The organism is Streptomyces sp. NPDC002104 (genome assembly GCF_053593795.1).
Map to the genome: position 1 here is coordinate 237171 of NZ_JBSFDF010000001.1, position 22151 is coordinate 259321.

Sequence of the window (22151 nt, forward strand, 5' to 3'; positions counted from 1 at the left end):
GCTCAAGGGCGCCGGTCTCCTGCTTGTTCGCCCAGCACGATCTTCCACACTCGGGTCGCCACCTGGAGGTTGAGCCGGTCCTCGACGTTCGCGAGGTCGTTGCCGCTGATGTTTCGGATGCGCTGGAGCCGGTAGCGCAGCGTGCTGCGGTGAATCGCGAGGGATTCGGCGGTCTCGTCGTAGTTGCCTCCGCAGTCGAAGTACTGGGACAGCGTCTCCACCATGGCCGTGTGGTGCCGGGCGTCGTAGTCGATCAGCTGTCCGAGCCACTCGTGGACGAACGTCTCCAGTTCCCGGTAGTCGTTGCCGGGTCCCAGGATGCGGTACAGGCCCAGTTCGTCGAAGAACGTCGTGCCGTAGTGCTCGCCGCGGGAGTGGCGGCGCACTTCCAGGGCGCGCTGCGCCTCCTGGTAGCGGTGGGGGATGTCGTCCAGGGAGTCGCAAGGGGCGCTCACCCCGATGGTCCCGGACCGTGTCCCGGTCTCCCGGACGAGCGCCTCGTACAGTGCGCGGGCGTGCGGCCTGTCGTCGGCGACCAGGACCACGTGGTCGCCGCGCCGGGTCAGCAGCGCGTGCATGCCCACGGCAGAGGCCGCCCGGCCCACGGTCTGCGCGAAGGAACCGTCCGAGGTCCGGTTCGACCATTGCACCACGACGACGTAGTGGCGGCGGTGCAGGTCGTGTCCGACTGCCTCGGACCGGGCGTAGGCGCTCGCCTCGTCCGTTCCTGCCAGGAGGTCGTCGGCCAGCTCGCGGTGCAGCTTCGACTCCACTTCGGCCAGATTGCGCAGGTGCGCCAGCTCCGGGGCGAGTGACGCGGCGCCATCCTCCAGCGCGCGCAGGGTGTGCTCGTCGGCCTCGCCCCGGACGTCGACCAGGGCCAGCACGCCCAGGATCTCGCCGTGCGGCCGGACCAGGGTGACCAGCCGGTCCTTCACCCGCACCGGCCGGCCCTGACGGCCGACGGCGTACAGCATTTCGTCCTGGCGCACGGGGTCCGGTTCAGGATAGGGGTCGGGGCGATCGGGACCGGTCCAGGACCTCAGCCGACCGAAGCGGTCCTCGACCAGCGCGGGGAGTCCGGTGAGCCCGTACAGGACGCGGGTGATGGCTTCCTCGCCGCCGCCCGAGGCGGCGACGTCGGCCATGAGCGCGTGAACGGACCGCTGGTACCCCATCTCCGCCGCGACGGAGATCAGCTGTCCCTGGAGGGCTGTCCGCTCTTCCCTCAGCCGGTGCAGCTCCAGCGCGTCCTCGCGCTGGCGGCGGTGTGCGAAGGCGAGCGACAGTGCGGCGGCGGTGTGCCGGACCAGCGTGGCGAGCAGGAAGCGATCGGCCTCGGTGGGCCGGGAGAGGCACGTCACCACGAGGTAGCCATGGAGCCTCTCGAGCCCGCGCAGCCCCAGGGCCCGGCCCCGGGGCCGACCGGGCACGCTCACGATCCCGTCCTCCCCGGCCAGCTCCCGCACCCTCCGGTCCACGGCCACGGCATGAACCAGCCCGTTCCTCTGGCTGGGGACCAGGGCGCCGTCCACGTCGAGGTATCCGGCCTCGACGCTGTACGGCCCTGCGGCGGCTATGTGGTCCATGGCCAGGCTCAGGATCTCGCCTTCGTCCAGGGAACCGAACAGGGCCCTGGAGAGCACCATCAGATCGTGGGAAGCATGGTCGGCCGGGGGCGGAGGGGGTGGGCGGGGCCCTCGCCGCGAGGCCGTGGGGCGCCACCCGCTGCCGCGGGGTGGGAGAGACCCTCTCCGCGCGGCCATGAGGAGCCGCCCGCCGCTGCCCCGCGGAAGGCTGCTCTCCCGGTCGCAGCGGCGGAGGTACAAGTCGTGCGGCCGGCTGCTGGCCATGGGATCACTCCGTTCCCTTCGAGCCTACAGCCGAGGGGTGGTGCTTGGCCGGGTCGTCTCGTACGAGATGTTCGTCTTCTTCCTCTCGTACTCGTGGGGCGACCGGACCCGTGCCTTTCTGACTCGCCAGGCGCAGGCGTGGAGCCATGGGGCCCGCCACCCTGGTGAGGGCCACGGGTTTTCCGTGGCGAGGGCCCCGGTGTCCTGCCTCGTCGAGGAGGTATCCGACGAGGCCGCAGGGCTGATCGGCGGGCTGCAGACCACTGGCAGAGGTCCCACCCGTACCTGAACGAACGTGATCCGGACAGTCGGCGCAGGCGCCGTACCGGGAGGAGTTCCTCATGGCCAAGGCAGTGGGCATCGACCTGGGCACCACGAACTCGGTGATCGCCGTGTGGGAGAGCGGAGAGCCGTCCGTCGTGCCGAACAGCGAGGGCAACCGCACGACACCGTCCGTGGTGGGCTTCACCGATACCGGGGAACGTCTGGTGGGCCAGCTGGCCCGGCGCCAGGCGATCCTCAATCCCAAGGGCACCATCTACTCGGCCAAGCGGTTCATAGGCCGGCATTTCGACGAGATCTCCGACGAGGCCAGGGCGGTGGCGTACGACGTCGTCGAGGGTGACGCCGGGGCGGCCCGCTTCAAGGTGCGCGACAAGCTGTACGCGCCCGAGGAGATCAGCGCACAGGTGCTGCGCAAACTCACCGACGACGCCTCCAAGCAGCTCGGGGAGCGTGTCACGGAGGCGGTCATCACGGTGCCCGCCTACTTCAACGACGCCCAGCGCACCGCCACCAAGGACGCAGGCCGGATCGCGGGACTGGAGGTGCTGCGGATCATCAACGAGCCGACGGCGGCCGCCCTCGCGTACGGCGTGGACAAGAAGGAGCACGAGACCGTCCTCGTCTTCGACCTGGGCGGTGGCACCTTCGACGTGAGCATCCTCGACGTCGGCGACGGCGTGGTGGAGGTGCGCTCCACCGCGGGCGACAGCCACCTGGGCGGCGACGACTTCGACCGGCGTCTGGTGGATCACCTCGCGGACGACTTCCAGAAGGAGAACGGCATCGACCTGCGTCAGGACGCGCAGGCGCTGCAACGCTTGTTCGAGGCGGCGGAGAAGGCCAAGACCGAGCTGAGTTCGGTGACGCAGACGCAGGTCAGCCTGCCGTTCATCACCGCCGACGCCTCCGGGCCCAAGCACCTCACCGACTCGATCATGCGGTCCACGTTCGAGCAGATCACCGGCGACCTGGTGGAGCGCTGCCTGGGACCGGTCCAGCAGGCCATCGCCGATGCCAAGGTCGGCGAGAGCGACATCGACGAGGTCATCCTCGTCGGCGGATCCACCCGCATCCCCGCTGTCCAGACCCTGGTCCGCCGGCTGACCGGCGGCAAGGAACCCAACATGAGCGTCAACCCCGATGAGGTCGTGGCCCTTGGTGCCGCGATCCAGGCAGGGGTGCTCAAGGGCGAGGTCAAGGACGTCCTGCTGCTCGACGTGACCCCCTTGTCGCTGGGCGTGGAGACGCGCGGCGGAGTGATGACGAAGATCATCGAGCGGAACACCACCATCCCGGTGCGCCGCAGCGAGACCTTCTCCACCGCCGAGGACAGCCAGCCGGCCGTCGACGTGGTGGTCCTCCAGGGCGAGCGCGAGCGGGCCGCCGACAACCGGGTGCTGGGCCGGTTCCAGCTCACCGACATCCGGCCGGCGCCGCGGGGCGAAGCACAGATCGAGGTCACCTTCGACATCGACGCCAACGGCATCCTCGAGGTCAAGGCCCGTGACCGGGACACCGGCAAGGAACAGGGCATCACCATCAGCGAGAGCTCCAACCTGGACCGCAGCGAGGTCGAACGGATGGTCCAGGAGGCCGAAAGCAACCAGGGCCAGGACAAGGCACTCCGCGAGGCCGTCGACGCCCGCAACGAACTCGACGCCGTCGCGTACCAGGTCGAGAAGCGTCTCGCCGAACTGGGCGACGCAGCGCCCGCGCACGAGAAGGCACGCGGCGAGATGCTCGTGTCGGACGCCCGGGCGGCGGTCAAGGAAGAGGCGGGCGTGGAACGCGTGCGCCCCCTGACCTCCGAACTCCAGCAGGTGCTCGCCGGGCTGGCGGCCCACCAGGGCGCCGCCACCACGGGCGGAGGTCCCGCCCAGGACGCCGCCACCGGCGGTCCCACGAGTGGCGGTGGCGGTGACGATGATGTCATCGACGCCGAGTTCGACAAGGGTTGAGGCGCGCCATGCCCGTCTACCCCCAGGAACCCGTCCGGGCCGCGCCGGATCCGGTCGACCCGGTCCCCGAAGGCGCCGGACCCCCGCCTCGCGGGGATCTGCCCCAACCGGGCCCGCCCCGGCCCGGAGCGGCGAACGGCGAGCCGGGACCCGATGCCGCCGGCCCCGCGCTCGCCGAGGACGAGTACACGACCGCGATCCGGGAACTGGAGGACCGCTGGCGGCGTGCACTCGCCGACCTCGACAACCTTCGCAAGCGTCACGCCAGGGAACTCGAGCGCGAACGGGCGGTGGAGCGGTCCCGCACGGCGGCCGCCTTCCTGCCCGTCCTCGACAACCTCGAACTCGCCCTGACCCACGCGGGCGCCGATCCGGGCGCGATCGTGGAGGGCATCCGGGCCGTACGCGACCAAGCGGTGAACGTCCTCGAACTGCTCGGCTACCCGCGGCACGCGGAGACCGGCGTCCCCTTCGACCCGGCCCGGCACGAGGTCGTCGCCGTCGTCCAGGCCCCCGATGCCCCACCGGGCACGGTCGTCGAGGTACTGCGCCCCGGCTACGGGGACGGCGAGCGGCAGCTCAGGCCCGCCGCCGTCACCGTCGCGAAGCGGGAGTGACCGGCCATGGCGCGGGACTACTACGAGGTGCTCGGGGTGTCGCGGTCCGCGAGCCAGGACGAGATCCAGCAGGCATACCGCAAACTCGCCCGCAGGCACCACCCCGACGTCAACAAGGACCCCGGGGCGGAAGAGCGCTTCAAGGACCTCAACGACGCATACAGCGTCCTGTCCGATCCCAAGACCCGGGCCCGCTACGACCGCTTCGGCGAGGACTTCCGCAAGATCCCGGAGGACTTCGACGAACGGGCCGCGGCGGGAGCGGGCGGCGGCTTCCGCGGTCGGACGACCGCGGGCGGCGGCGGTCCGCGGGTCCGGTACGCCGGCTTCGGAGACGACTTCGCAGCGGAGGGCATCGACATCGAGGACCTGTTCGGCTCCATGTTCGGAGCCGGCGCCGCCCGGGGGAGCGTCCCCGGAGCGGACCAGGAGGCCGAACTGCCGCTCACCGTCGAGGAGGCGTACCGGGGCGGCCGTCGCACCGTCACGCTCGCCGGTCCCACCGGGCAGCCGCGGCGGTACGAGGTCGACGTGCCGCCGGGCGTCACCGACGGGCAGCGCATCCGGCTGGCGGGCGAGGGCGGCCGGGGCAGTGGTGACGCCGCCGCGGGCGACCTGTACCTGCGCGTGCGGATCCAGCCCCACCCCCGATTCCGGCTGGACGGCCGCGACGTGCACGTCCAGGTCCCGGTGACCCCCTGGGAGGCGGCCCTGGGCGCGACCGTGCCGGTGCCCACCCCCGGCGGCGGCACGGCCAAGGTCACGGTTCCCGCCGGCTCGTCCAGCGGCCGGCGGCTGCGGCTGCGCGGCGAGGGCATGCCGAACCCGCGCGGCGCGAACGGAGACCTGTACGCGGAACTGCGCATCGTGGTGCCACCCACCCTCGGCGACCGGGAGCGCGAACTGTTCGAGGAGCTCGCCGCCGCCTCCTCGTACGACCCCAGGAGGACGCGATGAACGAACCACCCGCGGGAGCGGCAGGTCCCGGCCGGGCCGGCGTGGGCAACCGCCCGGTACGAACGGGCGCCGACCTCACCGCCTCGACGGCCGTCCGGTACGCGCTCGTGGCCGCCCCCAGGCTCTCCCTCGACGCCGTCGCCCGTCGCTCGGGCCTCCACCCCGATCTGATCAGCCGGTTCGTCGCCCTCGGCCTGATCGACGCCGAACGCGACGCCCGGGGACACCTGGTGTTCGACCCCGCGGCCCCGGCGGTGCTCGCCCGCATCCAGCGGCTGCGCACCGGTCTCTGCCTCAACTACGCATCCATCGGCCTGGTGCTCGATCTGCTCGACCGCATCAGCCTGCTCGAAGCCGCCCTGCGCGGCCGCGGCACGAGGAGTGAAACACCCCCATGGACATGAACCGTCTCACCCAGAAGTCCCAGGAAGCCCTCCAGGAGGCCCAGACCGCGGCCGGCCGCATGGGGCACACCGAGGTCGACGGGGAACACCTGCTGTTCGCACTCCTCGATCAGGAGGACGGTCTGATCCCGCGGTTGCTGGAGCAGGCCGGCAAGGAGCCGAAGGGACTGCGCGAGGCCGTGCGCGAGGAACTCTCCCGCCGCCCGAAGGTCACCGGCCCCGGCGCGGCACCCGGCCAGGTCTTCGTCACCCAGCGCCTCGCCCACCTGCTCGACGCCGCCGAGCGGGAGGCCAAACGCCTCAAGGACGAGTACGTGTCCGTGGAACACCTCCTCCTCGCCCTGGCCGAGGAGAGCTCTTCGACCGCCGCCGGGCGACTGCTCAAACAGGCCGGCATCACCAGGGACTCGTTCCTGAGCGCGCTCACCCAGGTCCGCGGCAACCAGCGCGTCACCTCCGCGAACCCCGAAGTGGCCTACGAGGCCCTGGAGAAGTACGGACGCGACCTCGTCCTCGAGGCTCGGTCCGGTCGGCTGGACCCGGTCATCGGCCGTGACGCGGAGATCCGCCGCGTCACCCAGATCCTCAGCCGCAAGACCAAGAACAACCCCGTCCTCATCGGCGACCCCGGCGTCGGCAAGACCGCCATCGTCGAGGGCCTGGCCCAGCGCATCGTTCGCGGCGACGTCCCCGAGGGCCTGCGCGACAGGACGGTGTTCGCCCTGGACATGGGCTCCCTGGTCGCCGGCGCCAAGTACCGCGGCGAGTTCGAGGAACGCCTGAAGGCCGTACTGTCCGAGGTGAAGGCCGCCGAAGGGCGCATCCTGCTCTTCGTCGACGAACTCCACACCGTCGTCGGCGCGGGCGCCGCCGAAGGAGCCATGGACGCGGGCAACATGCTCAAGCCGATGCTGGCCCGCGGCGAACTCCACATGATCGGCGCCACCACCCTCGACGAGTACCGCAAGCACATCGAGAAGGACGCCGCCCTCGAACGCCGCTTCCAGCAGGTCCTGGTCGAGGAGCCCAGCGTGGAGGACACCATCTCCATCCTGCGCGGACTGCGCGAACGCCTCGAGGTCTTCCACGGCGTCAAGATCCAGGACACCGCGATGGTCTCCGCGGCCACCCTCAGCCACCGTTACATCACCGATCGGTTCCTGCCCGACAAGGCCATCGACCTCGTCGACGAGGCGTGCGCCAGGCTGCGTACCGAGATCGACTCGATGCCCGCCGAACTCGACGAGATCACCCGTCGTGTCACGCGGCTGGAGATCGAGGATGCCGCCCTGTCCAAGGAGACCGACCCCGCCAGCAAAACACGCCTGGAGGAGCTGCGCAGGGAACTGGCCGACCTGCGCGGCGAGGCCGACGCCAAACACGCCCAGTGGGAGGCCGAACGGCAGGCGATCCGCCGCGTGCAGGAACTGCGCCAGGAACTGGAACAGGTCCGCCACGAGGCAGAGGAGGCCGAGCGCGCCTACGACCTCAACCGCGCCGCCGAACTGCGCTACGGCCGCCTCCGGGACCTGGAGCGCCGACTCGCCGCAGAGGAGGAGCAACTGGCTTCCAAACAAGGTCAGAACCGGCTGCTGCGCGAGGTCGTCACCGAGGAGGAGATCGCCGAGATCGTCGCCGCCTGGACCGGCGTCCCCGTCGCCCGCCTCCAGGAGGGCGAACGCGAGAAGCTGCTGCGCCTCGACGACATCCTGCGCGAGCGCGTCATCGGCCAGGACGAGGCCGTCAGGCTCGTCACCGACGCCATCATCCGCGCCCGCTCCGGCATCCGCGACCTGCGCCGCCCCATCGGCTCGTTCATCTTCCTCGGCCCCACCGGCGTCGGGAAGACCGAGCTGGCCAAGACCCTCGCCCGGACCCTGTTCGACTCCGAGGACAACATGGTCCGCCTCGACATGAGCGAGTACCAGGAGCGGCACACCGTCAGCCGGCTCATGGGCGCACCGCCCGGATACGTCGGCTACGAGGAGGGCGGCCAGCTCACCGAGGCCGTGCGCCGCAAGCCGTACTCGGTCGTCCTGTTCGACGAGGTCGAGAAGGCCCACACCGATGTCTTCAACACGCTGCTGCAGATGCTCGACGACGGTCGCATCACCGACGCCCAGGGCCGCACCGTCGACTTCCGCAACACCGTGATCATCATGACGTCCAACATCGGCTCCGAGCACCTCCTCGACGGCGCCACCGCCGAGGGTGAGATCAAGCCCGACGCCCGCGCCCTGGTGATGGGCGAGCTGCGCGGGCACTTCCGCCCGGAGTTCCTCAACCGCGTCGACGACATCGTGCTGTTCAAGCCGCTCGGTGAACGGCAGATCGAGCGGATCGTGGAGCTGCAGTTCGACGAGCTGCGGCGGCGGCTCGCCGAGCGCCGCATCACCGTCGAACTCACCGATGCTGCGCGGGTGGTGATCGCCCATCAGGGCTACGACCCGGTGTACGGGGCCCGGCCGCTGCGGCGCTACATCTCCCACGAGGTCGAGACACTGGTCGGGCGGGCCCTGCTGCGCGGCGACGTCCAGGACGGCGCGACGGTGCGCGTCGACGCCGAGCACGGAGAACTGGTGGTCACCTACGACCAGCAACAGGGCGACCGAGAAGCGAGGGCGGCGTGAACACCACCCGGACGACCACGGTGACCTGCCCGAACTGCGGTCGAGGCAACCGGATACCCGTGGCCGCCGAGGGACGGCCCCGATGCGGCCACTGCAAGCAGCCCCTGCCCTGGGTCGTCGACGCGGGCGACGGCGACTTCGCCGAGGTCGCCGACAACGCCACGGTGCCCGTCGTCGTCGACCTCTGGGCCACCTGGTGCGGCCCCTGCCGCATGGTCAGCCCAGCCCTCGAACAGGTCGCCCGGGACCTCGCCGGACAGATCAAGCTCGTCAAGGTCGACGTCGACCAGAACCCACGGCTCAGTCGGCGGTTCGAGGTGCAGGCGGTGCCGACCCTGCTCGTCCTGGACCGGGGCAAGACGCTCGCCCGGCAGGCCGGCGCGGCGCCCGCGCACGTGCTGCGCTCGTGGGTCGAGCAGGCGTTGGCGGGCCGGCAGACCACTGCGGGAGGGTGACGGCGACGGTGCTGAAGAAGACCATCGCCGACCGCGGCCGATCAGGCCCGTTCACGGAAGGAAGAATCTCATGGCCACGATTGTCGACCCGCACCTGGCGATGGTGCGCCCAGTGACGCCGCGTACCCCAGAGGGCTGCGAGGAGTGCCTCAGGGAGCGGTCCCCGTGGGTGCACCTGCGCCTCTGTCTCACCTGTGGGCACGTCGGCTGCTGCGACTCCTCCCCCCTCAAGCACGCCAGGCGGCATGCGGGGAGCGTCGCCCACCCCGTCGTGCAGTCCTTCGAGCCGGGAGAGGACTGGCGCTGGTGCTTCGTCCACGAGGCGCTGGTCTGATGAGCACGGCCGAGCACGAGAAGGGTGCGGTCCGCGAGACACCTGACCGGTACGGGGCGTTCCCGCGCCTGACGCCGGAGCAGCTCGAGGATCTGAGCGCGCACGGCGAGCGCCGCATGACGGCCGAGGGCGAGGTGCTGTACCGGGAGGGTGAGCCTTTCCGGGAGTTCCTCGTGATCCTCAGCGGGACCGTCGAGATCCTCCACGACCAGGGCGGCCCCGACGCGCGGACGGTGGCGGTCCACGGACCCGGCAGGTTCCTGGGCGAACTCGGGCTGCTGGAGGGCCAGGCAGCGTTCAACACCGCAGTGGTGCGCGAGGCCGGCGAGATCCTGGCCGTACCGGTGGAGCGGCAACGCGCCCTGGTCGGCAGCGACCCCGTCCTCGGCGATCTGATCCTCCGCGCCTACCTGGGCCGCAGATACCTGCTCATCGGCCTCGGCGCCGGCTTCCGGATCCTGGGGTCGTGCTATTCACGGGACACGCTGCGGCTGCGCGAGTTCGCCGCCCGCAACCGGCTGCCCCACCGCTGGGTGGATCTGGAGAGGGACAAAGAGGCCGAGGCGCTGCTGCGCCGGTTCGAGATCGGTCCCGAGGAGACGCCGGTGGTCCTGTGGCAGGGCGAGCGGCTCCTGCGCAATCCGAGCAACGCCGAACTGGCCCGGCTCATCGGGCTGCCCGCCCCCGCGCCCTCGCCCCAGAATGAACGGTGCGACGTCTTGGTGGTCGGTGCGGGCCCCGCAGGACTAGCCGCTGCCGTCTACGGTGCCTCCGACGGCCTCACCACGGTCACCGTCGACGCCGTGGCCACCGGTGGCCAGGCCGCGACCTCGTCCCGCATCGAGAACTACCTCGGCTTCCCGTCCGGCATCTCCGGGGGCGAACTCATCGAACGTGCGGTGCTCCAGGCCCACAAGTTCGGCGCCCGCCTCATGGTGCCGGCGGAGGTCAGCACGCTCACCCCGCAGGACGATGAGTACATCGTCACGTTCACGGACGGCTCCCGGGCCCGGGCCGGCGCCGTGGTGCTCGCCTCGGGCGTGCGGTACCGCAGGCTCGAAGTGCCCGGCATCGACCGCCTGGAAGGCATCAGCGTCTACTACGCGGCGACGGTCCACGAGGCCGGCCTCTGCCGGGCGGACCCGGTCGCCGTGGTCGGCGGCGGGAACTCAGCCGGGCAAGCGGCGCTGTTCCTCGCCGGACACGCGTCCGGGGTCCACCTCCTCGTCCGGGGCAGCGACCTCAACGCGGACATGTCGCGCTACCTGGTGGACCAGGTAGAGCAGCACCCCAAGATCGAGGTGCTGCTCCACACCGAAGTACGGGGCGTCGCCGGCAAGGAAAAGCTGGAGTCGCTGACGGTGGAGGACAACGCAAGCCATGAGCGCCGTGAGCTGCAGGCCGCGGCGCTGTTCGTGTTCATCGGCGCCCGGCCCCGCACGGAATGGCTCAAGGGCGTGCTGGCCCTGGACGAGAGGGGCTTCGTCCTCACCGGCGCCGACGCCCAGGTCCTGGCTGACGCGAACCGGTGGGCCTCGCTGGGCCGCGATCCGATGCTGCTGGAGACCACCCTGCCCGGGGTCTTCGCCGCCGGCGACGTCAGGAGCGGCTCGGTGAAACGGGTGGCCTCGGCGACCGGTGAAGGCGCCATGGCGATCCGCCTCGTGCACGAGCACCGGGAACGGAGGGGAAACCTGGTCACCGCCGGCCCCGAGGGACGCCCGCCGGAAGCGGGCGGATCCGTGTGAACAGCGTGTCACCGCGGCTTCGCCCCTACCCCGGGGCATTCTGTGAACCCTTGCAATCGCGGAGGGCAGCCGAGGAGGATGGTCCAGTCGTGCGGGTGTCGTCGCAGGGCGTGACGGTCGTGGCTCTCCTGGCGGATCCGGACGCGCCCACGGACATCGCGCAGCGCATGGCCCGGATACTTCCTGATCGGCTCGCCGAAAAGGTGGGTCAGGGCAGTCGGTTCGACGTCAAGGTGGTCAGTGAGCCATTCACCTCAGGGACCGAGGACCCGCCCACCTTGATGCGCCGGATCATGAACCGCGCGAGTGCGGAGGACTGGGACATCGTGGTGGCCCTCACCGACCTTCCGCTGCACTCGCACGGGCGCAAGATCGTCGTCGATCTGAGTCACGAACACGGTCTGGCGTTGCTGTCCCTTCCCTCCCTGGGGGGCTTGCGGCTGCAGACGAGGGCTCGGCGGGCCGTGGAAGAAGCTGTGCTCGGCTTGGCGGGCCCGCGGGCCAACGGCGCTGAGGGGCTTGCGGTCAGTCAGCCGCTTCTGGGCTCTTTCGCCGGTCGTCTCGCGCCCATCCGTCCGGGCCGGGTCGGTGCGGAGGAGACCGCCGACCTGCGGTACGTCGTCAGCGGGCCGCGCGGCTACCTGCGGGTGCTCGTCGGTATGGTCCGCGCCAACCGGCCCTGGCGGTTGGTGTCGGGCCTGTCGAAAGCCCTGGCGGCCGCACTGGCCACGGGGGCCATCGCCACCCTGGACTCCACCACCTGGAGCCTCTCCGGGGCCCTGAGCACGCCACGCCTCGTGATCGCCATGGTGGGGTCCGTCGGGCTCATGATCGGCTGGCTGATCGTGGACGGGGAGCTGTGGCATCGATCGACAGAAGGCTCGCCGGAGGCGAGGCAGAAGGCGCGGCTCTACAACACCTCGACGGTCCTCACCATCGGTATCGGGGCGCTCGTCTGCTACGTGGGTCTGATGGCCGTCAACTTGGTCTGGGCGCTGTTCATCCTCAACGACCGGGTGTTCGCCTCCATGACCGGAACCCCGCTGCACGTCACGGAGTACGTGACGCTGTCCTGGTTCGTCGCTTCGGTCGCAACGGTGGCCGGCGCGCTGGGATCAGGCTTGGAGAGCGACGAGGCGATCCGTGCAGCCGCCTACTCCACGCGCGAAAAGGAACGTCGCCACATGCTCCAAGGCGACCACGGTGAACAGCTGGTGACCTGAGTGACGTGGCTGCGGGCCCTCCGGGAAGTCGTGCGATCCGGACTCACGATCGAGGAGACGCGACTGGAGCCCCTGCTCGCACTGCGCACTGCTGTGGGGGTGGCGATCGTCATCGGGCCGGCGCTGTGGCTGGCCTCCCCGGCGTATGCTGCGTCGGCCGCCCTCGGTGCCTACTCGGCGGGCGCGTCCACTCTCCAGCGCACCTGGCGTCCCCGCAAAGTCATCGCGCTCGGCGCGGGCGCAGGTCTGGCACTCGGCACCTTCCTCGGGTATCTGGCCGCGGGGCGACTCGAGACGTTCCTCCCACTGCTGGCCGTATGGGCCTTTGCCGCAGGGATGGCGTGGGCCGTCGGATCGACCGCCGGGATCGTCGCGGCGACGACGGTCGGCAGCATGCTGGTGACCGTCACCCTGCCCACGAGCATCGGGCGGGCCCTGGAGCACGCCGGGATCATCGCGCTCGGGGGCGTGGCGCAGGCTTTGCTGATCCTGCTGTTCCCGATCCGCCGCTGGGGGGCGCATCGTGACGCGCTCGCCGACGCCCTGGCCGCCGTGGCGGACTACGCCCGCCGGCTGCGGCACGACCCGACCGCCCCGTTCGACCCGGAACCGTTGATGACGGCCCGGGACGCGGCCGCCGTGACGCCGTCGCAGGCCCGCACCCGTCCCTCCGTCCTGCACGGCCCCAGGGGACTCGCCGAGCGCATGCGGCCCGTCGTCGCCGCACTCGCCGACCCGGGCGTCGGCGCCCCGCCGGAGGGGCCCGGGCGGGACCGGGCAAGGGAGTTGCTCGACGCCGCCGGGGAGGTCCTGGATGCGGCCGCCCGTTCGATCCGCCGCGGCACTCCCGCCGAGGTGTCGCCCGGAAGCACGGACGCCCTGTGCGTCGGCGAGGATCACGAGGTGCTGGAGGGCCCCGCGCGGCAGGCCGCCGAGCGGCTCGTGGAACTGCTCGGCGAGGCCTTGGAGATCGCCCGGTGCGGCACGCCCGGGAGGACGCCCGCGCCGTCCGTCCCCGAGTACGCCCAGGTCCTGGTGCGCCCGACCATGTTCCGGCTGGTCCCGGTCGTGGTCCGGGCGGTCCGACGTGAGCTCCGCCGGGACTCGCCCGTGTTCCGGCACGCCGTCCGCCTGGCGGCGGTGGCCACGCTCGGCTACCTGATCGCCGCCCGGCTTCCGGTGGGCCACGGCTATTGGGTGCCCATCACCTCGGTGATGGTGATGCGGCCGGACTTCCACCAGACGTACGCGCGGGCGGTGGCCCGTCTCGCCGGGACCCTGGCGGGGGTCGCGCTCGCCACCGGGATGGTGCGGGCCCTGGGCCCGGACGCCCAGGTGTCCGGCCTGCTGGCGGTGGTCTCGGCGGGCCTGTCGTTCATGCTGAACCGTACCGGCTACGCCTACTCCCAGTGCTTCACTGCCGCATACGTCGTCTTCCTGCTCGGCATGGGCGGCCAGGCGTGGGAGCAGACGGTCCCGGAGCGGGTGGTGCTCACCCTGCTCGGCGGGGCCCTCGCGATGCTGGCGTACGTGGTGTTCCCCGCATGGGAGACACCCCGACTGCCGGGCCGGCTTGCGGACTGGCTCGCCGCCGAGGGCCGTTACGCGGCCGCGGTGCTCCGCAGCTACGCCGAACCGACCCGGGAACATCACGCCGACCTGCGCAGGGCACTGCTGGCGAGCAGGCAGGCACGCGCCGCCTGGCAGGAGGCGTACGACCGGGCAAGGCAGGAACCGGTCCGCCCCAGGGGCCTGACGTCACGCGAGGCGGAGGAGGCGCAGGAGGCGATCAAGGGCTTCGACCGCGCGGCGATGCTCATGGAGAGCCACGTCCCGCGGGCCGACAGCCGTCCCGTCCCCGAGGCGGAGCGGCTCGCCGAGGCCCTGGAGGCGGACACCGCGCAGGCGGCGGCCGACGTGCGCGAGCACAGGAATCCGGACTGGGCGCGGGTGGAGGAAGCGCTCCACGGGTGGGAGGGCTCCGCCGCCGGAGAGGGGAGCCCGGTGGTGCGGCGCGGGGCGGCAATGCAGAAGCGGGCCTTGGAGGACTTCGCGACGGCAGTGAGCCGTACACCCCTCGAACGGGACGTCGGCTCCGCCCGCGAGGAGCAACGGGTACGGGCGGCCGCGGCGGAGGAAGTTGCCGGATCAGGACCCGCCCATCGGGGTGGGTGACGGCGCCGGCGACGGGGAGCCACGGATTCCCTGATCTCCCACCGGCGTGGCCGTACCTGGACCCAGGGCGCGACGTTCCTGTGCGAGTTCCGCGACGCCGGCTACATCGCGGACGTCATGGCAGGCCGCATCCGGCCCGCCCCCCGAACAGATCGGCGGCCGCGGGCTCTGGCTCGCGCACCAGCTCTGCGACCTCGTAGAGATCCGCTCCACCCGCGACCAGGGGACCGCGATCCGCCTCCACATGGACACAGGGAGGTAGCCCGCCCTGCGGACCTGCTTCCCTGTCCTCCCGCCCGCCCTGGACCTGTGAGCTGCCGCCCTCTGAGCTGCCCGACCTCGCCCCTGGCCGCGGTGGGGGATGGCTGGTAAGGGTGCGGGGTGGAGTTGATCTGGACAGCTGTCGAGTTCCGACCTTCAGGCTGAGTCCGCGTGCAGCTCGCCCCGTTGTTCGGGGTCTCGAAGTCTGGAGCGGACCGGATCATCGACCGTCTGGGGTCGATGCTGGTGCTCCAACCCCGCGGGTGTTCGCCGAGGACGGCGTGCTCATCGTGGACGGCACCCTGGTGCCCACCCGCGATCACACCATCGCCGAGCGGTCGAAGAACCACCGGTACTCCACCAACCACCAGGTCGTCATCGACGCCGACACCCGCCTGACCGTCGTGGTCGGCCGGCCGCTCGCCGGCAACCGCAACGACTGCACGGCGTGGGAGGAGTCCGGCGCCAAAGCCGCCGTCGGCAGGAACCTCACGATCTCCCATGGCGGCTATTCGGGCACCGGACTGGTCATCCCGCACCGCCGCGCTCGCATGCCCGCGATGGCAACGGGAGTGCCCTCGAGGTTTCCCAGAGCGTATAGCGCGTGTCGGCGAAGCGTGTGCCGGCCCAGGAATCGGCGTCTGTGGCGACTGGTTTCCCCGACGGCCACGGGTGCTCGCCGCACCAGAACGCATCGCACGCGCGGAGCGCAGGGCACGGCGCCCCGCGAGGTACGCGGCGACGAGTCCGGCCGTCTGTTCGCTGCGTCATCTCTTGTGTCCTGCCGATCCGCCCCTGGTCATGTCGGGAGCTTCGATGCGAGTACGTCGACGTACTCGACCGCGGGTGACACGGTGAACAGCTCCGCTGCCCGCTCTCCGAGCGCCGTGCCCACGCCTCCGGCCAGGTGCGCCTGTCGTCCAGCGTCGTCGGGGAACACGTCGAAGATGCCGAACGTGGACGTGTCGAACTGGATTGCGAACCAGGCGCGGGTGTCGGGCTCCTGGTCGACGGTCGCTTGCGCGTCCGTCAGGAACTGTGCAACTTCTGCCTCCTTGCCTGGTTTTGCCTGTACCCGGACCAACAGCCCTACCTTCACCATGGCTCCTCCTTCGATGGGTGCCTGCATGTCAAATCCTCTGCGCATACCGCAGCGTGTGTGGCAGTTCGATCTTCGGGACACGTCGATCGCGGCACACTCTTCATGAGTGGGTCCGCGGCCGTCGGGGCACGGCGGCGCAGCGCGTCGACCCGTTCGGAGCGCGTTCCATGTGGGCGGGCACAGGGCCTCCGGATCGGTCGCAGGACTGGCCCCGAGAAACCGCGAGGGCAATGTCGGTGGCCGTGCCGCCACTGTGGCAGCAGGGCGTGCCAAGGCTCCGCACCCCGGGCGGCAGATACGCCGTCCGGGTGTCGGGTCCTGCTCGGATGGGTCAACCCCTGACGCCGCTCGTGCTGCCGGTGCACACGTCGGGATGTCGGGACTGGGGTCGGCCGTGGGCTCGGTGGGAACGCTCGTGGGCTCCGCGCGTTTCCACCGCGGTCCCCTCCTCCGTCATGGTTCGCTCCGCACGGGAAGTGGGATTCCGGAGGCAAATGAACCCTGGAACGCGGCTTCGGTAGCTGTCAGGAGAGCAGGGCGCGGTGCCTGACCGGTCATTTGTGCAGGTCAGGCACCGTGCTCAACTTTTAGAAGAAGCCGAGCTTCTTGGGGGAATAGCTGACTAGCAAGTTCTTCGTCTGCTGGTAGTGCTCCAGCATCATCTTGTGGGTCTCGCGGCCTATGCCCGACTGCTTGTAGCCGCCGAAGGCCGCGTGCGCGGGGTACGCGTGGTAGCAGTTCGTCCAGACGCGGCCCGCCTGGATCGCGCGGCCCGCGCGGTAGGCCGTGTTGATGTCCCGGGTCCAGACGCCGGCGCCCAGGCCGTACGCCGTGTCGTTCGCGATGCGCACCGCGTCGTCGAAGTCCTGGAAGGAGGTCACCGACACCACCGGGCCGAAGATCTCCTCCTGGAAGATCCGCATGCGGTTGTCGCCCTCGAAGATGGTCGGCTGGACGTAGAAACCGCCGGCCAGTTCACCGCCGTGGTCGATGCGCCCGCCGCCGGTCAGGATCTTCGCTCCCTCCTGCTGGCCGATCTCCACGTAGGAGAGGACCTTCTTGAGCTGTTCCGCGGAGGCCTGCGCTCCGATCATCGTGTCGGTGTCCAGAGGGTGCCCCGGCACGATCAGTTCGGTACGGGCCACGGCCGCGTCGAGGAAGTCGCCGTACCGGCCGCGCTCGATCAGGGCGCGCGACGGACTGGTGCACACCTCGCCCTGGTTGAGGGCGAACATCGTGAAGCCCTCCAGGGCCTTGTCCCGCAGGTCGTCGTCGGTGGTCCAGATGTCGTCGAAGAAGAGGTTGGGGCTCTTTCCGCCCAACTCCAGCGTGACCGGCTTGAGGTGCTCCGCCGCGTACTGCAGGATCAGCCGTCCGGTGGAGGTCTCCCCGGTGAAGGCCACCTTCGCCACGCGCGGACTGGAAGCGAGCGGCTTGCCCGCCTCCTCGCCGAAGCCGTTGACGATGTTCACCACGCCCGGCGGCAGCAGGTCGGCGATCAGGCTCATCAGGTAGTGCACCGACACCGGGGTCTGCTCGGCCGGCTTCAGCACCACCGTGTTGCCCGCGGCCAGGGCCGGCGCCAGTTTCCACACCGCCATCAGGACGGGGAAGTTCCACGGGATGATCTGGGCGACCACGCCCAGCGGCTCGTGGAAGTGGTAGGCCACCGTGTCCTCGTCGATCTGGCTGAGCGCGCCCTCCTGGGCGCGCAGCGCGCCCGCGAAGTAGCGGAACTGGTCCACGGCGAGCGGGATGTCGGCGGCCAGGGTCTCGCGGATCGGCTTGCCGTTCTCCCAGCTCTCCGCGACCGCGAGCGCTTCCAGGTTCTGCTCCATGCGGTCCGCGATGCGCAGCAGGATGGTCGAGCGCTCGGTGATCGAGGTACGTCCCCACGCGGGCGCGGCGGCGTGCGCCGCGTCCAGTGCGCGCTCGACGTCCTCGGCCGTGCCGCGCGCGACCTCGGTGAAGGTCTCGCCGGTCACGGGGGAGGGGTTGGCGAAGTACCGCCCGAGGGCCGGCTCGACGTATTCGCCGCCTATGAGGTGGCCGTAGCGGGACGCGTACGACATCAGCGCGCCTTCGGTACCGGGCGCAGCGTAACGGGCCATGGCTGGTCCTCCCTTGCCGGGCGCCGGCCGCCGTCGGCCGGTGCTCGCCGTGAGGCTAGGGGCGGGCAGGTTGCCGGTACGTTGCACGGCCGCGCGGTGAACGGGCCGCGGCCGGTGGCGCGGTGGCGGCCCCTGCCGGGACGGACCCCTGTCCGGCGGCCCCCTGGGGGGTGGGGCGACGCTGAGCGGTCGGCCCGGTGGTCGGCAGGACACCCCCTAGTTCCGCGTCGATGGCCCGTACGCGGGCCAGCGCGGCCGTCCGGCCGGCAGTCGGGAGGACGGCCGCCAGGGCCCGCCAGACCTCGGCGTCCTCCGCGCCCCACGGACTGCACACCCAGTCGGTCAGCAGCCCCGGATCGGCCCGCGCGATCACCGCGGCCCGGGCCTGCTCCTCGATGCGGCGCCGGAGCCGGACGATGCCGGGCGCCGTGGAGGCGGGCAGCAGCGGGCCCGGGTAGCGGGCCAGGGCCGCCGAGACGGCGCCGGAGGCCAGGTGTCGGGTGACGGCGGTGAAGTCGGCCTCCAGGGGCGCGGCCGTGCGGTAGGGGCGGGAGAGCGGGGCCCCGGGGCCCAACAGGCCGCGCAGCCGTGACATTTCGGCGCGCAGGGTGACCGGTGACACCGACTCGTCCTCGTACAGGGCGATCGACAGTTCCTCCCCCGACAGCCCCTCGGGGTGGTGCGCGAGCAGCGCCATGATCTCGCTGTGCCGCCGCCCGAGCCGGAGCTCGCGGCCGCCCCCGGTCAGCAGCGCCTCGTCGCGGCCGAGCGCGGTGAGGCGGTCCCCGGCTGCCCCGGGCAGCGGATCCAGCAGGGCCAGCCGGGCCTCCGCCGCGTACGCCACCGCCCGCACGAAGGCGAGGGAGTGCGGATGGGCCAGCCAGTCGCCCCCGGTGACGTCGACGGCGCCGAGCAGCCTTCCGGTGTGCGGATCGCGGACCGGAGCCGCCGCACAGGTCACCCCACACTGACAGACCCTGATCAGGGCCAGACGCACCCCGCACGGGGTCTCTGGACATGCACAACCTGCGGCCGGAACGGAATCTAAGTTCATGGCTGCAAGCCCTACCCGTACGCCCCGCCGGAACGCGCGAGTATCGGTCAAAGAGCCCGTGCGCATCTTGGGTGCGCTGCGGGAGTCAAAGTTGCGTGAGTGGTCGGACTCCTTCGAGGGCCAGGAGGACGATGTCATTCGCCTGGTGGACTACAAGGAAGCCCACCTCGTCCATGTGACCCACGACCGCGACGTGTCCGGCCGTGAAGTCCGACTGTTCCAGCGGCCCGACCTGGGGCCGTGGCTCAAGCAGGCGAACCAGTTCGACGGAATCGCCGCTCAGAAGATGGACCGGATCACCCGCCGGCCTTCCGACCTGTACCTGTTCCTTGAGTGGCTGAAGGACCACGGCAAGTTCCTCATCACCCACAAGGACGGCATCGACACCCGTACGGATGCGGGCAAGCGCTATGCCGAACTGATGGGCATGGTCGGGTCGTGGGAGTGGGAGGCGATCCAGGAGCGCAACTCTGACTCTGTCTCGCGCGCCAGGGCTGAGGGCCGGTACCACGGCGGGGACGTTCCGTATGGATACCGCATCGTTGGCGCCAAGGGCGACTGGCGCTATGCGATCGACGAGGAGCAGCAGAAGGTCATCTTCTGGATGATCGAGCGGTTCCTTGAGGGCTGGACCTACATGGGTATCGCAGAGGACCTTGACCGCCGGAAGGTGCCCACGTCCAAGGGCCGGGGTCAGTGGTCGTGGCAGACCGTGAGACGCATCCTGGCTTCTCGGCGCCTACTCGGCGAGGACAGTAAGGGGAACATCCGGTGTGAGGGCGTCGTGCCCGTCCCGGTCTGGCAGGCGGTCCAGAAGGAAGCGGAGCGGCGCAAGGCGCCGGTCAGGGAGAAGCCCCGCCAGGGTGCCGCACCCCTGCTAGGAGTCGCGTACTGCGCCCTGTGCACCAAGCGACTCCACAAGATCCGTGAGCGTACCCAGTGCCACACGATTAACTGTCCGATGAAGTCGATTGCGACGGCTGAGCTGTGGGAGTTCATCGAAGCTTGGATGACGCTCATGTCTTCCGGCGTCGAGCGACACGAACACGTTGTGATTCCAGGGCTGGACAACCGGCCTGAGATTCGGGACGTAAAGACCCGTGTTGCCCGCCTGAGGCGCCAGGACGAAGACGGCGACTGGGACGACGACAGGGCCGCTTACAAGCGGCGTATGGCCGACCTGCGGGCTCGCTTGAAGGACCTGGAGAAAGAGCCTGTAGTCCCGGATAGGGACGTATGGAAGCCGACCGGCGAGAGTTACCGGGACTTCTGGAAGCGCTGCACAGAGCTCGACAAGGGCGAGGAACTTCGACGCATCGGCGCCAAGCTGTACGTGGATGCCGGTATGCCCCGGGGAACGCTGGCCGACGGCGGCCCGGCAGCAACCGGACGCCTGCGGTTCGAAACCCCGTCGCAGTGGGACCGGTGGAGAGTTCTCGGCAAGCCCCGTAAGGCGGCTTGAGCACTTTGCCTACACAGTGCACTCCATGTTCTCGTAATCGAGTGGCAGATCAGATAACCGAGATAGAACGCCTTGAGGCGACCGTGAGGCGCCTGCGACGCGCCGCCCCTACCGTGGATGGCATCGCGCAGCGAAAGGCCGCGAGAATGACGCTGGAGCGCTTGGAGCGCCAGCTAGAAGAACTCCGCAAGCAGCCGTGAGACGAGGGCCCCGAAGTCGGGGCCCTTTCTCGTGTCCGCAGATAGGGACTTTCGGCCCTACGCACCGGGACCTTCGCGGAAGATCCACCCAACACCCTTACGTCACCATGACTAAAGCAATCCCCGGAGAGGCCGGGAGGAGGAGAGGCCAACATGTTTGAGACGAAGCCGGTCACGGCGGACCGCAAGGTGTGCCTGGACTTCCCGTTCTGCGGGCACGCGCAGCACGGCATGGGCGAATTTGAGCACTGCGTGGAGCGCGTCGCCGTGGCCGCCCCCACACGGACCCCGGAGCCCCGCAAGGCTCCGTCCCCTTCCCCAGCAGCGGAGAAGCCCACACAGGCCCACCGAGAGCCCCGGAAGCCTGCGAACGAGAATGAGCACCTGTGGGCGCTCATCAACGCGCCGAGGAACAAGGACCTGAACGCCACCGCCAAGGCCGTGATCATGGTGGTGTCGAAGTCGGCGCACGCCAAGGGTGGCGTGACGGAACTGTCCTACTCGCGCATCGCTGACATGGCCGGTTGCTCCCCGTCGTCAGCACAGCGGGCCGTCGATGTGGCCATCAAGCAGCAGTGGCTTCGCCGGGCGAACTACACCAAGGCCGTCAAGGCCGGGAAGAGCCCCACCGCGAAGTACCGGCCGACCGTGCCGGCCTGGCTCTGATCGTCGGCAGTACCGACCCTCAGCTTTGGTCATAGCGACTAAAGCTCTTTGGTCATGGTGACTAACAATAAAGACTAGTAACTCCAGACCTACGGCCACCCTTCCGGGGGTGGCCGTTGCTGTACCCGGATGACGCCCGCAGAGGGGCGTCACAGACTGGGCCTATTCAGAGCGAAGCGGCAGACGATACCCACCTTCGCTACTGACGAGTTAACTAGCAGTGATGCACGCAACATGCCCGATTCGCGATAGCCGCATCTATAAACCTAGTGAGGGACCTCACCTGCCAGGTTTCGGATCTGGTCACCTATAAACCTAGTGAGAGCGGGAGCCCTAGTGGCGTAGTTCACGGCGCATGAAGGGTCGATTTCGCTCGCCCCCTCACCTTACATACATAGTGAGAGGAGTCACTGAGTCACATGGCTCAGATCCGAAAATGACTCATCTATGTACCTAGTGAGGAAGGCCACCCGGTTACAGTGTCGAGATTCCGGATCTCGACATCTATATACCTAGTGGAAGCAGCGCTAAGAGCGCATCGGTTCTGACCCATGGCCGGTGCGTTCCTAGCGTCGCTTCACAGCCATGAGTGACGCACTCCTTTTAGTAGAGGGCATACACCCCCGCTCGCCGTGAGGCGCCGGGGGCTTCTTCAT

At 70.1% G+C, this 22151-nt stretch carries 15 protein-coding genes and 3 pseudogenes; 14 read left to right on the forward strand and 4 right to left on the reverse strand.

Annotation, left to right across the window (positions count from 1 at the left end):
• Nucleotides 1-2: 2 nt before the first annotated feature.
• Nucleotides 3-1649 carry a PucR family transcriptional regulator gene (locus ACWCP2_RS01020; protein WP_450906458.1) on the reverse strand — a complete coding sequence of 549 codons (1647 nt, stop codon included), beginning with the start codon at nucleotides 1647-1649 and terminating at the stop codon, nucleotides 3-5.
• 545 nt (nucleotides 1650-2194) lie between these two features.
• Between ACWCP2_RS01020 and dnaK the strand changes: the two genes are divergently transcribed.
• From dnaK to ACWCP2_RS01080, 12 genes and pseudogenes are all read left to right on the forward strand, one after another.
• The gene (dnaK, locus tag ACWCP2_RS01025) at nucleotides 2195-4096 is read left to right on the forward strand and encodes a molecular chaperone DnaK (protein WP_450906459.1); all 1902 of its coding nucleotides are present in this window, start codon (nucleotides 2195-2197) and stop codon (nucleotides 4094-4096) included.
• Nucleotides 4097-4104: 8 nt separating this feature from the next.
• Nucleotides 4105-4713 carry a nucleotide exchange factor GrpE gene (locus ACWCP2_RS01030; protein WP_450906460.1) on the forward strand — a complete coding sequence of 203 codons (609 nt, stop codon included), beginning with the start codon at nucleotides 4105-4107 and terminating at the stop codon, nucleotides 4711-4713.
• Between the two features lie 6 nt (nucleotides 4714-4719).
• Complete coding sequence (locus tag ACWCP2_RS01035) at nucleotides 4720-5670, forward strand: DnaJ C-terminal domain-containing protein (protein WP_450906461.1); 951 nt, start codon at nucleotides 4720-4722, stop codon at nucleotides 5668-5670.
• A complete protein-coding gene (locus ACWCP2_RS01040) occupies nucleotides 5667-6074 on the forward strand; it encodes a chaperone modulator CbpM (protein WP_450906462.1) in 408 nt (135 codons plus the stop codon). The genes ACWCP2_RS01035 and ACWCP2_RS01040 overlap by 4 nt, the downstream gene beginning before the upstream one ends.
• Nucleotides 6065-8704: an ATP-dependent chaperone ClpB gene (gene clpB, locus ACWCP2_RS01045; protein WP_450906463.1), complete on the forward strand. Its 2640-nt coding sequence runs from the start codon at nucleotides 6065-6067 to the stop codon at nucleotides 8702-8704. Before ACWCP2_RS01040 ends, clpB begins: the two co-directional genes overlap by 10 nt.
• On the forward strand, nucleotides 8701-9159 hold the full coding sequence (trxA, locus tag ACWCP2_RS01050; protein WP_450906464.1) for a thioredoxin: 459 nt from the start codon (nucleotides 8701-8703) through the stop codon (nucleotides 9157-9159). The genes clpB and trxA overlap by 4 nt, the downstream gene beginning before the upstream one ends.
• Before the next feature lie 70 nt (nucleotides 9160-9229).
• A complete protein-coding gene (locus tag ACWCP2_RS01055; protein WP_450906465.1) occupies nucleotides 9230-9493 on the forward strand; it encodes a UBP-type zinc finger domain-containing protein in 264 nt (87 codons plus the stop codon).
• A complete protein-coding gene (locus ACWCP2_RS01060) occupies nucleotides 9493-11241 on the forward strand; it encodes an FAD-dependent oxidoreductase (protein WP_450906466.1) in 1749 nt (582 codons plus the stop codon). Before ACWCP2_RS01055 ends, ACWCP2_RS01060 begins: the two co-directional genes overlap by 1 nt.
• A gap of 89 nt (nucleotides 11242-11330) precedes the next feature.
• Nucleotides 11331-12464, forward strand: coding sequence for a hypothetical protein (locus tag ACWCP2_RS01065; RefSeq protein WP_450906467.1), 1134 nt, complete (start codon nucleotides 11331-11333; stop codon nucleotides 12462-12464).
• Nucleotides 12465-14639, forward strand: coding sequence for an FUSC family protein (locus ACWCP2_RS01070; RefSeq protein WP_450906468.1), 2175 nt, complete (start codon nucleotides 12465-12467; stop codon nucleotides 14637-14639). It abuts the gene before it with no gap.
• A gap of 48 nt (nucleotides 14640-14687) precedes the next feature.
• Nucleotides 14688-14901, forward strand: a pseudogene (locus tag ACWCP2_RS01075) (sensor histidine kinase); the annotation flags it as partial.
• Between the two features lie 173 nt (nucleotides 14902-15074).
• Nucleotides 15075-15523 (forward strand): annotated as a pseudogene (locus ACWCP2_RS01080) (transposase); the annotation flags it as partial.
• Nucleotides 15524-15699: 176 nt separating this feature from the next.
• Here the strand turns inward: ACWCP2_RS01080 and ACWCP2_RS01085 are convergent.
• The 3 genes and pseudogenes from ACWCP2_RS01085 to ACWCP2_RS01095 form a co-directional block, all read right to left on the reverse strand.
• Nucleotides 15700-16029: a putative quinol monooxygenase gene (locus ACWCP2_RS01085; RefSeq protein ID WP_450906469.1), complete on the reverse strand. Its 330-nt coding sequence runs from the start codon at nucleotides 16027-16029 to the stop codon at nucleotides 15700-15702.
• A gap of 560 nt (nucleotides 16030-16589) precedes the next feature.
• Nucleotides 16590-18113, reverse strand: coding sequence for an acetaldehyde dehydrogenase ExaC (exaC, locus tag ACWCP2_RS01090; RefSeq protein ID WP_450906470.1), 1524 nt, complete (start codon nucleotides 18111-18113; stop codon nucleotides 16590-16592).
• Between the two features lie 55 nt (nucleotides 18114-18168).
• Nucleotides 18169-19071 (reverse strand): annotated as a pseudogene (locus tag ACWCP2_RS01095) (transcriptional regulator); the annotation flags it as partial.
• A gap of 94 nt (nucleotides 19072-19165) precedes the next feature.
• Here ACWCP2_RS01095 and ACWCP2_RS01100 point away from each other — a divergent pair.
• Together ACWCP2_RS01100 and ACWCP2_RS01105 are read left to right on the forward strand one after the other, a co-directional pair.
• Nucleotides 19166-20629, forward strand: a complete 1464-nt coding sequence (locus ACWCP2_RS01100; RefSeq protein ID WP_450906471.1) for a recombinase family protein — start codon at nucleotides 19166-19168, stop codon at nucleotides 20627-20629.
• A 353-nt stretch (nucleotides 20630-20982) separates the two neighbouring features.
• Nucleotides 20983-21495: a hypothetical protein gene (locus tag ACWCP2_RS01105; RefSeq protein ID WP_450906472.1), complete on the forward strand. Its 513-nt coding sequence runs from the start codon at nucleotides 20983-20985 to the stop codon at nucleotides 21493-21495.
• Nucleotides 21496-22151: the final 656 nt, after the last annotated feature.

Excerpts from the sequence above, each read along its gene's own strand:
- ACWCP2_RS01020 (WP_450906458.1), bottom strand. The coding sequence starts at position 1,649 with ATGGTGCTCTCCAGGGCCCTGTTCGGTTCCCTGGACGAAGGCGAGATC.
- dnaK (WP_450906459.1), top strand. The coding sequence starts at position 2,195 with ATGGCCAAGGCAGTGGGCATCGACCTGGGCACCACGAACTCGGTGATC.
- ACWCP2_RS01030 (WP_450906460.1), top strand. The coding sequence starts at position 4,105 with ATGCCCGTCTACCCCCAGGAACCCGTCCGGGCCGCGCCGGATCCGGTC.
- ACWCP2_RS01035 (WP_450906461.1), top strand. The coding sequence starts at position 4,720 with ATGGCGCGGGACTACTACGAGGTGCTCGGGGTGTCGCGGTCCGCGAGC.
- ACWCP2_RS01040 (WP_450906462.1), top strand. The coding sequence starts at position 5,667 with ATGAACGAACCACCCGCGGGAGCGGCAGGTCCCGGCCGGGCCGGCGTG.
- clpB (WP_450906463.1), top strand. The coding sequence starts at position 6,065 with ATGGACATGAACCGTCTCACCCAGAAGTCCCAGGAAGCCCTCCAGGAG.
- ACWCP2_RS01055 (WP_450906465.1), top strand. The coding sequence starts at position 9,230 with ATGGCCACGATTGTCGACCCGCACCTGGCGATGGTGCGCCCAGTGACG.
- ACWCP2_RS01060 (WP_450906466.1), top strand. The coding sequence starts at position 9,493 with ATGAGCACGGCCGAGCACGAGAAGGGTGCGGTCCGCGAGACACCTGAC.
- ACWCP2_RS01085 (WP_450906469.1), bottom strand. The coding sequence starts at position 16,029 with ATGCAGGCACCCATCGAAGGAGGAGCCATGGTGAAGGTAGGGCTGTTG.
- exaC (WP_450906470.1), bottom strand. The coding sequence starts at position 18,113 with ATGGCCCGTTACGCTGCGCCCGGTACCGAAGGCGCGCTGATGTCGTAC.
- ACWCP2_RS01100 (WP_450906471.1), top strand. The coding sequence starts at position 19,166 with ATGGCTGCAAGCCCTACCCGTACGCCCCGCCGGAACGCGCGAGTATCG.
- ACWCP2_RS01105 (WP_450906472.1), top strand. The coding sequence starts at position 20,983 with ATGTTTGAGACGAAGCCGGTCACGGCGGACCGCAAGGTGTGCCTGGAC.